The 8995-nt window shown below is 44.4% G+C and carries 11 protein-coding genes and 1 pseudogene; 2 read left to right on the forward strand and 10 right to left on the reverse strand.

The features are described from left to right. Both IM477_RS08090 and IM477_RS08095 read right to left on the reverse strand, forming a co-directional pair. Window positions 1–143, reverse strand: a pseudogene (locus tag IM477_RS08090) (RNA-guided endonuclease TnpB family protein); the annotation flags it as partial. A gap of 154 nt (window positions 144–297) precedes the next feature. Continuing rightward, complete coding sequence (locus IM477_RS08095) at window positions 298–1227, reverse strand: MBL fold metallo-hydrolase (protein ID WP_287731271.1); 930 nt, start codon at window positions 1225–1227, stop codon at window positions 298–300. Between the two features lie 135 nt (window positions 1228–1362). On the opposite strand from IM477_RS08095, the gene IM477_RS08100 reads away from it, so the two are divergent. Continuing rightward, window positions 1363–2622, forward strand: a complete 1260-nt coding sequence (locus IM477_RS08100) for a class I SAM-dependent methyltransferase (RefSeq protein ID WP_287731273.1) — start codon at window positions 1363–1365, stop codon at window positions 2620–2622. A gap of 134 nt (window positions 2623–2756) precedes the next feature. Here IM477_RS08100 and IM477_RS08105 read toward each other — a convergent pair whose 3' ends face one another. From IM477_RS08105 to IM477_RS08125, 5 genes are all read right to left on the reverse strand, one after another. Beyond that, complete coding sequence (locus IM477_RS08105; protein ID WP_287731275.1) at window positions 2757–3737, reverse strand: DMT family transporter; 981 nt, start codon at window positions 3735–3737, stop codon at window positions 2757–2759. A gap of 67 nt (window positions 3738–3804) precedes the next feature. Beyond that, a complete protein-coding gene (locus IM477_RS08110) occupies window positions 3805–4848 on the reverse strand; it encodes an AI-2E family transporter (protein ID WP_287731277.1) in 1044 nt (347 codons plus the stop codon). Window positions 4849–4877: 29 nt separating this feature from the next. Beyond that, window positions 4878–5738 (reverse strand): shikimate dehydrogenase, encoded by an 861-nt coding sequence (locus IM477_RS08115; RefSeq protein WP_287731278.1) that lies wholly within the window; start codon window positions 5736–5738, stop codon window positions 4878–4880. A 65-nt stretch (window positions 5739–5803) separates the two neighbouring features. Further along, window positions 5804–6181 (reverse strand): hypothetical protein, encoded by a 378-nt coding sequence (locus tag IM477_RS08120; RefSeq protein WP_286823745.1) that lies wholly within the window; start codon window positions 6179–6181, stop codon window positions 5804–5806. Between the two features lie 340 nt (window positions 6182–6521). Then, window positions 6522–7517, reverse strand: coding sequence for an amino acid ABC transporter permease (locus tag IM477_RS08125; RefSeq protein ID WP_287731280.1), 996 nt, complete (start codon window positions 7515–7517; stop codon window positions 6522–6524). Window positions 7518–7602: 85 nt separating this feature from the next. On the opposite strand from IM477_RS08125, the gene IM477_RS08130 reads away from it, so the two are divergent. Then, on the forward strand, window positions 7603–8118 hold the full coding sequence (locus IM477_RS08130) for a single-stranded DNA-binding protein (RefSeq protein ID WP_287731282.1): 516 nt from the start codon (window positions 7603–7605) through the stop codon (window positions 8116–8118). Window positions 8119–8282: 164 nt separating this feature from the next. Here IM477_RS08130 and IM477_RS08135 read toward each other — a convergent pair whose 3' ends face one another. From IM477_RS08135 to IM477_RS08145, 3 genes are read right to left on the reverse strand one after another with little or no spacing between them, the layout of a single operon-like run. Further along, window positions 8283–8495, reverse strand: a complete 213-nt coding sequence (locus IM477_RS08135) for a hypothetical protein (RefSeq protein WP_002758270.1) — start codon at window positions 8493–8495, stop codon at window positions 8283–8285. Further along, a complete protein-coding gene (locus tag IM477_RS08140; protein WP_287731284.1) occupies window positions 8482–8697 on the reverse strand; it encodes a PIN domain-containing protein in 216 nt (71 codons plus the stop codon). The genes IM477_RS08135 and IM477_RS08140 overlap by 14 nt, the downstream gene beginning before the upstream one ends. Before the next feature lies 1 nt (window position 8698). Then, entirely contained in the window at window positions 8699–8872 is a 174-nt protein-coding gene (locus tag IM477_RS08145; RefSeq protein ID WP_287731286.1) for a hypothetical protein, read from the reverse strand. Window positions 8873–8995: the final 123 nt, after the last annotated feature.

Here is an 8995-nt window from a genome sequence, read left to right on the forward strand (position 1 = left end):
AATAACTCTGTTTTGCCAACACCCTGATTATCCATCCAATAACGCAGGACTTTATTCCGAACAAATTGGGTTGTCCGTATTGCTTCATTAATGGCTTCTATTTGATTAGGTTTTGGCTTGACTTTGTATTCTAGTACAAACATCTTGACACTGCTCGATCGAGTATCAATATCTTAGCACAAAATTCTTTAAGTTGACAATATATATTTAAGTGGAGGACGGGGCTTGTACCCAAATTTTCGGTCAATTCAACGAATCTTGTGCTAATACTAAATCCGGTTATTAAAAACTGATTATTTATTCTCCGTTTTGCCTCTTGCCTCTTGCATGAGTGCCTGTCCTCATAAGTAGCCTATACTCAACGGATTTAGTATGAGAACCCCCCAGCCGCAGTTCGATCGAAAGTCCTTCCCAGGCGAGAATAGTTTCAGGGAAAATCTTTCTTGCCTCTTCCCCAATGCGATCGAGAAAATCGTCATTATGGGCCGGATCGTGATGAAATAGAACTAACTGCTTAACTTGCGCTGCTTGAGCGATTTTGACTGCCTGCTGCCAAGTGGAATGGCCCCAACCCACCTTAGGAAAATTAGGATCGTTGTATTCCTCATCGGTGTAGGTAGCATCAATAATCATTACATCCGCTTGCCAGGCCAAAGCCAGAACGTTATCATCAAGGCGATCAGGAAAATGTTCGGTATCGGTAATATATGCTGCCGATAAACCCTGCCAATTTACCCGATAACCCACCGCTTCTCCTGGATGATTTAAAGGACGGGTTTCGACGGTGACATCCCCACAGTGGAGGGTTTCGCCCATTTCTAGATTATAAAATTCTAAATCGGCCCGCATAATCTGCAAAGGCACGGGAAAATTGGGATGTGACATCTGATCGTGTAATTTTTGCTTGATGGTTGCCCCGTTGGGGGAGGGAACCGCGTAGATTTTAAAAGTATTGCCCCTGATAAAAGCGGGGATAAAAAAAGGAAAACCCTGAATATGATCCCAATGGGAGTGGCTGAACAATAAATGGGCTTTCGCTGGACTTTCTGCCATCAAAGACTGTCCTAGGGCGCGTAACCCCGTACCACCGTCAAAGATTAATCTTTCTCTACCGACTTGCATCTCTACACAGGAAGTATTACCACCATAACGCACGGTTTCCGAACCAGGACAGGGAATACTCCCCCGTACTCCCCAAAATTTGATCTGGAAGCGGTTGTCGGGCATATCAGAAGTTCCTCTACTTGTGCTGATGGGCTAATAGTTAGATTAGCACTCTTCCACAATATGAGTCCGTGGCCTGGTGACAAGCGCGATAATTTATGATAAGGAAAAGGATTATAGTTTTCGGGAAAGCAAGGTATGGATTTACAGAAATTCTTAGAAAAACTGCCTCAACAGTATCAGGATTGGGGATCGGCTTTAATGTCGCCTATTTCCGAGCAATTAACCCTTTTAAGCCAAAAACCCGCCTCCTATCCCGATCGCAATCTCTTTCCCCTACTCAATTTAGCCGTTGCCTGTCTGCAACCGGACGAGGTTTACTGTCAAGTGGGTTGTTTTCGTCGCGGTAGTTTAGTCGCCGCTTTCTGCGATAATAGCGATCGCTACGGTTATGGCGTAGAAGCTTTTTTTAAATACGATCCATCGGGAGAAAGACTAACTATATTATCTCAGGATTTGGAGGATTTTCAACTATCAGAACAGATATTTTTAAGCGATCAAGAAACGGAACCCTTTTTCGATGATCTCGAAGAATTAAACAGTGAAGAAAAGCTGGGAGTTTATTACTACGATGCTGCCGAAGACTATCGATCACTTTTGATCTCCTTACTTTTAGCCAAAAAATTCTGGTCTGATTCCGCTTTAATTATGATCAATAAATGTCAGCATCCTGCTCTCCAACAGGCCATAAAAGATTTTATTAAAACCCATCCCCAAGCCCAGATAATTTTAGATGATCAAGTCGCTAATCACGGTTTGCTTGGTTTCAAAAATATTTGTTTATTAGCTTGGAATGCTCCCCCGGAGATAACAGCGCTAAAATCCCCGAAAAAACTGGTTTTAAATGTGGGTTGTGGTCCCTATAATCCCGAAGCTTTACCCCAACTATTCCGCGATGGCAATTGGCAAGAAATTCGCCTCGATATCAATACTGCTGTTAACCCTGATATTTTAGGAACTATTACCGATTTAAGTGCCGTTCCCGATAACTCCGTCGATGCGGTTTTTTCTAGTCATAATCTAGAACATATTTATCATTACGAAGTTCCCATCGCCCTAGAGGAATTTAAACGCATTCTTAAACCCGAAGGCTTTTTGATGATCGTGGTTCCCGATATGCAAACTGCCGCCGAATTTGTCGCTAGAGGCGATATGGAAAATGAACCTTTATATATTTCTCCCGGTGGTCCCGTGCGCGCTTTGTGGATGTTTTACGGCATGGGAACCGAAGTGCCTGGGATGCCCTATATGGCTCATAAAACTGGTTTTACCTCTCAAAATCTCAACCGGAAATTACAAGAAGCAAATTTTGCCAGAGTCGAGGTAATTCGGACGGAATTTGAGTTAGTTGCTTTTGGGTATAAATCAGAGATTGGGGATAGGGAAATGGGGAAATAGGGGGATAGGGAAATGGGGGGATAGGGAAATAGGGGGATAGGGAAATGGGGAAATGGGGAAATTTTAACTAATCCCTCAAAACCCCAAAACCCTAAAACCCCAAAACCCTAAAACCCAACACCCAACACTCATGTTTACTTCACGGAAGCAGAGGAAAGATTAGCAAAAATTGCGCGCACTTGTGGGGCGATTCTTTCCCTTTGATTGATTAAATAAATACTAACGAGGGTTAAAGATACCCCCACCCATTGCAATACACTTAACATCTCACCGAGGAATAAATTCCCGAAAGTGAGGGCAAAAACCGGAGTTAAAAAAGTTAAAGAACTTAAACTGGTTAAATTGCCCTTGGCGGCTAAATAAAAGAATATTCCGTATGCGATCGCACTACCAAAAATAGTGGCATAACTTAAAGCTAACCAACCATTCAAATCTATATTCTGCCATTGATGGGATTCTCTGAAACCTGAAGCTAAAAATAGGGGCAATCCTCCTAAAATCATGTGCCATCCCGTGGCGCTGACGGGATCCGCATGACGACAGACAAACCGGATTAAGACTGTTCCCACCGCCATGGATAGGGAAGCCAAAAGCATGAGCATTTCGCCGCTATTTAGTAATTCCTGCCAGCTAAAGTCAATATTTAGCCCTTTTTGTCCAAAAAAGTCATAAAACCATTGATCGGGCAAGCCAATTAAACTAATTCCCCCAATCCCTAAACCCAATCCCAACCATCCCCAGACACCGATAACTTCTTTAAATAGCCAACTCGACATTAAAGCCACCGCTAGGGGTTGGGAGTCAATAATTACCGATCCTAACCCCGCCCCGGTGCGATTTAATCCCAATGCCAGAAAACCTTGAAAAAGAGTGGCATCCATCAGAGCAAAAAGGGCAATCCATAGCCACGCTTGCAGGGTTTTGGGCTGAGGACGACCTAAAAACCAAGCTACCATTAAAACTAACATTCCGGCGGGGACAAGGCGAATTCCCGCCATAAATAGGGGGGTGGTGTGGGGGATAACACCCTTCATCGCTACCATCGATGTTCCCCAGAGAAAAAACGGTGAGATAAGTAAGAGGGGCGAGGATTTCTTTAAATCTAGGTTTTCCATAGGTAGCGATCGAGTTTTGTAGATAACAAATTTCCCTAATTGTATAGTAGAGACTGGAGATCGGCTCTTAATTCTCTTGACTTTCTCCTAACTGATTTTCCTCTAAAGCTGTTATTTGTTTTTCTTCGCTCGATCCGATCCAGATCGCGATCATCCCAGCGATAGGAATGGAGAGAAAAACCCCTAATAATCCCGCAATTCTTTCGCCGATAAAGAGGGATAAAAATAAAATTACTGGGTTTAATTCTAGGGCATTGCCCATAACTTTAGGGCGAATAATATTATCTTGAATTTGCACCAAGACAACACAGACGATAAAAGCTTTAACCGCAACTGCTGGTCCCTGGGAGGTAAAAGTCAAGATAGTTACCAACAAAATGCCCAGGGTTGCCCCGATACCCGGGATAGCATCGATAATCCCGAGAATACCCGCTAAAATTAGCGCGTATTTGATTCCTAATACCGAAAAACTCAAGAAACTCGTCACCGATAAAAAGAGCATTAACAACAGTTGCCCGCGAATAAATCCCAGAAAACTTTGTCGAAAAGACTTGGCAAAACGCTCCCGGTATGCTAGGGGGAGAAGTTGCAAAAAACCTCGCCAGAGTTTATCACCGTCGATGAGCATATAAACACTGATCACCGCCCCGAAAATGCCCGTAAAGACGCTGGAAAAAACTCCCTGTACGATCGATAAACCCGTGGCTAAACCGGTTTGTAGGCTTCCCACCATTTTATTCAAATCTAATCGATCGAGAAAGTCTTGAAAGGGTAAAAAATCTTTTTGACTCAGGGCATCGGTAAGATTGAATAGTAGTCCTCTCCCCTGATTAACTGCTTCTAATCCTATGCCTGTGACTAATCCAAATAGGAGGATAAAAGCTGCTAGGGTGGTAATAGCAATGGCTAGTCCTCTCGGTAGATAACGGGATAACCAAACCACAGGATAATTTAATAGGGCGGCCAGAATCGCTGAACCAGTAAAAATAGCGATCATCCCGTAGAAATAGTTAATTAAGATAATCAGACTCCAGCCACAGCCAAATAATAATAGATAGCGCACTAGAATCGAGTTATTCAGAGTTTTCCAAAAGGAGCTAGAAGGGGGCATAAATAAAGCTAGAAATAGGATTTTAGCATTTAGAATTGTTTTAACAAAGCTTCCCGCATGACCGAGACGGGGACGGGTTGACCTAACCAGATTTCTAGCGCGATCGCTCCCTGATTAACTAACATTTCTAACCCATCAATAATTCTGATCCCTCTAGTCCGGGCCAACCGGAGAAATTTGGTCGGCCGGGGATTATAAATTAGATCGTAGGCGATCGCCGATGGGGGTAAAAGGTCTAATAATTCTAACTCAACAGGGGATTGTTCGCCCTGGGGGGACATTCCGATCGGGGTAGAATTAATCAGGAGTTCTGTGGTGGATACCAGCCCCTCTAATTCGTCCCAGCTATGCACTTCTAGGAGGTCATAGAGGCTTGTATTCGCCCAACTTTCTTTAAAAGGATCTAATTTCTTTTGATTGCGTCCTACCACATGAATTTCGCCACAGCCCAACTGGGCGCAAGCCACCACTACCGCCCGGGCAGCGCCGCCATTGCCTAAAATAACTGGATTCACCCGACTCCAATCTTTGTCAAGGGATTTCAAGGGTGCGAGAAAGCCATCCACATCGGTATTCGTTCCCCGCCAACCGGTTTCCGTGCGCCAGACGGTATTAACTGCGCCTACTAGCCTTGCTTTCTCGGTAATTTGCGATAATAAGGGAATAATTGCTAATTTATGGGGAATTGTGACGCTAAAACCCTCTAGATCGATGGCGGACAAGCCAGCGATCGCAGTTGCTAAATTTTCTGGGGCGATAGGTAGGGGAAGATAGACATAATTTAGCCCCAAGGCATCGATAGCGGCATTGTGCATGAGGGGAGAAAGAGTATGGCCGATAGGATCGCCGATTACGCCTAATAACTTGGTTTTTCCGTTAATAATGGTCATAAAAAAAGGTGGGCCTTCCCCACCAAAGTTTGATCTCAAGGGTGGCCAATGCTCACCTTACTATACTATTTCTTGATTTCCCGGGCCATTTTCAGGAAAGGATTGATACTGTCATCGTTAGTGCGACGACCGTTATCATTAGTACCGTTACCGTTACCATTAGCCTCGGAAGTAGCCGATTTTGCCACAATACCGTTATCGGTGACTTTGCTGACTTCCATAGAGGAAATCTGTTTAATCGATTCGCCACCCTTTTTATTCGAGGCAGTTTTCGGGAAAGTACGTCGGATCGTGATCGGTGTCCGCATAAAGTCGATATCACCGAGAGTTTTAGCGTCATCGGGTTCCAAGTAAAAAGCCTCTTTCGGTTCCGGTGCGCTCAGATCCATCGGTTCATCGACGTATTTCGTCTTATTGCCAAACAGGCCAAAGAATCCAGCCATTTTCTCCCTCTCCTAAATAAATATATTTACCATAAATTGCTGCTGATTGTTAAATAATATCAATATTTATGACAAAAAGCTAGGTAGGGTGTGCTGAATAAGTCTGTTGGTGGGGTTAGTAGCCGGTCATCAGGAGACAGGAGACGGGAGACAGGAGATTATTTCTATTTATTCTTCCGACACCCCACACCCCATCACCCCATCACCCCATCACCCCATCACCCTACACCCCACACCCTACACCCTACACCCTACACCCCATCACCCCATCACCCTACACCCTACGCCCTACACCCTACACCCCACACCCCACACCCTACACCCTACACCCCAACCCCAATCAACGCTGTTCTAACCTACGACTGGCTAGGGACATAGAATAACAGAAAATCCAGTAAATAAAGGCCAAAAATAGATAAACCTCTGGATAATCGCCGATAAATTTCGGATTAGCTAAAACCGATCCTGCCATACCCAAGAGGTCCACCAGTCCCACGATCGCCAGTAGGGAAGTATCCTTAAATAAACTGATAAATTGACCAACAATAGCGGGAATGACCGCTTTTAAAGCTTGGGGTAGAACGATCAATAATAAAACGAAAATCGGTTTTAAACCCAAGGCTTTGGCCGCTTCAATTTGACCTTTGGGAATCGCTTGTAAACCACCGCGGACATTTTCGGCCAGATAGGCTGCTGCAAAAAGGGTAAATCCGGCGATCGCTCTGATCACTCGTTCTGGTCTGGTCCCGGCGGGTAAAATCAAGGGTAACATCACCTGGGCCATGAATAAAATTCCCAACAAAGGTAAACCGCGCAATAATTCGATATAGCCAATAGATAGCCAACGAATTGCCGGTAATTCACTCTGTCTCCCCAGGGCTAATAATACCCCCAAGGGGAAAGATAAAATCATACTGGCGATCGCTACTAATAAAGTTAAGATTAAACCACTGAGATCATCAAGGGGGATTGTCGTTAAAAATAATCCCCCCAATAGCAACCAAGCGATTAAAGGTAAAGTCAATAACCACATCAATCCCCACCAGCGTTGGAGAAAAGCGGGGCAATCGGGGAAGCGACCCCGGTTTAATTGCCAAGAAAACAGTGATAAAGCCGCAAGTATCGTTAAAATCAGCCAAATCCGCCATATTGACTGTTCTGGATAACGACCGACCACAAATAAACCGATATTTTCCGTCACTACAGCCCATTTTGCCTGATTTATCGCCCAATCGAGAAAACTGAAACCACCCCAGAGGCTGAGAAATAGACCTGCAAGGGTTAAGATGACGTTGTACCAAGTGTTAAAGAGATTTTTTCTTAACCAGAGTCCCATAAAATTCCCTAACCTCCACAGTGGTGATCATTGTACTTTTTCAGTACAATGGTGCTATTAGAAAAATTCAGACTAATTTTCGACCATGAACAGTTGCATTTTAATGGCTAAAATTGTCCGTCGTCCCGAATTACGTTATACCCAAGATAATCAAACTCCCTACGCTCAAATGTTAGTCGAGTTTTCTGCCAATCGTGCCGAGGCAACCCCGACTAATTTAAGGGCCGTAGCTTGGGGAAATTTGGCCTCAGAAGTCGCTCAGAATTATCATGAAGGTGATCAGGTAATTTTAGAAGGTCGTCTCTCCATGCAGACGATCGATCGTCCCGAAGGTTTTAAGGAAAAACGGGCCGAATTAGTCATTAGTCATCTCTATCATCTTGACGGCAGCATGAGTAGCGGTGAAATGACGGCCCCGACTCCGGAAAAAGTCGTACCAATCAATGCCCACAAATCGAATAAAACCGAGGTGGAAAAACCCGTCGCACCTGTCTCCACCGGGGATTTTGAATACGACGCATCCTATGAACTTTCTAATCCTTCCGCTTGGCAACCTAGCGACACATCGGTGGAGGAAAATTTAGACGATATTCCTTTCTAATCACCCCGACAGAATTAATGGCTCTTCTCGATTTTGTCTGATAATTTTTGCCTATGGAATCGTGAAATGCTGATCAGGCAAGACTTTAAGCACTATTTTGACGGATATTCTATCAGTATAGACCTCGTTTCCACACAGAAACCAGAAGAGCCAGTTCTTGCCTTCTAACCCCCTAACTCCCCACCATTGATACTTTTCTTTTGTTGAACGTAGCTCTGAAAATCGGCGAGGGTCAGTTCATCTAACCACTGGTGTCGCTCGGCGGTGTAATCGCCATGGCCGACTTCCAATTGTTGCAGGAAGCGGAGCATTCCCACCACCCCTAAAGAGTCAACTAAAGCTTGATATCCTTGTTTTCTCAGTTCAGCTAATTTCATTGCCATCCTCCTTTGACACTCCCATCGCTAAAAGCGAGGGATTCTCTACCATTACGTTAATTGGATCTCTATATTGTTGAGCTTTTCGCAGCAGCCTGTCATCGGTGGTCAGGAAAATATCAGCGCCCCCCGCTTCAGCAAAAGCCAGATGTAAGGCATCATAAAACTTAAAACCCAGTTGGGAGGTACGGAGTAGGGGCAATTCATGAATTGCCCCTACTGGCGATGGGCGTTTCCCTCGATACCATCCAACGGGCAGCTTCTACAGTAGCTTCTTGCCAAAATTCGGCATCAGTAGCAGGTACATCTGAATAATCTATATCAGAATCTTTCATCTGACCAAGGAGCTTTAATTGTTCCTCTCTCGACATAGTCATAATAAATAATCACCTAAGTAGGTAGGCGTTAAAAATCATCAGATCCCCCCGCCTATCGGCACCCCCCTTATCAAGGGGGGCAGGGGGGATCGAACCTAAAATCCATTTTTAATTTAATTATAA

The organism is Microcystis sp. M090S1 (genome assembly GCF_020246295.1).
Classification (GTDB): domain Bacteria; phylum Cyanobacteriota; class Cyanobacteriia; order Cyanobacteriales; family Microcystaceae; genus Microcystis; species Microcystis aeruginosa.